Genomic DNA, 300 nt, shown 5'->3' on the forward strand with positions numbered 1-300 from the left:
AAGTTGGGTGTATTTCTTCATTGTGTGCTTTCCAATTGCGGGTTGAAAAAGTCTAATGATTCTATGAATACACCTAACTTTTTCAACTAACTACAAATGTGTTGCACTTGAGATTTGAATCTGCGTAGTTTTTAATATTTTCTTTCCCACATAAAAAAACACCCCCAACGCTAGTTGAGGGTGTTTGAATAATGAGCTGGCGATGACTTACTCTCACATGGGTAACCCCACACTACCATCAGCGCGAAGAGGTTTCACTTCTGAGTTCGGGAAGGGATCAGGTGGTTCACTCTTGCTATG

General features: G+C 40.7%; 1 rRNA gene. It reads right to left on the reverse strand.

From position 1 onward, the window contains the following. Positions 1 to 194 precede the first annotated feature (194 nt). Positions 195 to 300 (reverse strand): 5S ribosomal RNA (rrf, locus tag ACEO2X_RS14365); the annotation flags it as partial.

This window comes from Acinetobacter sp. AL9 (genome assembly GCF_041464035.1).
Classification (GTDB): domain Bacteria; phylum Pseudomonadota; class Gammaproteobacteria; order Pseudomonadales; family Moraxellaceae; genus Acinetobacter; species Acinetobacter towneri.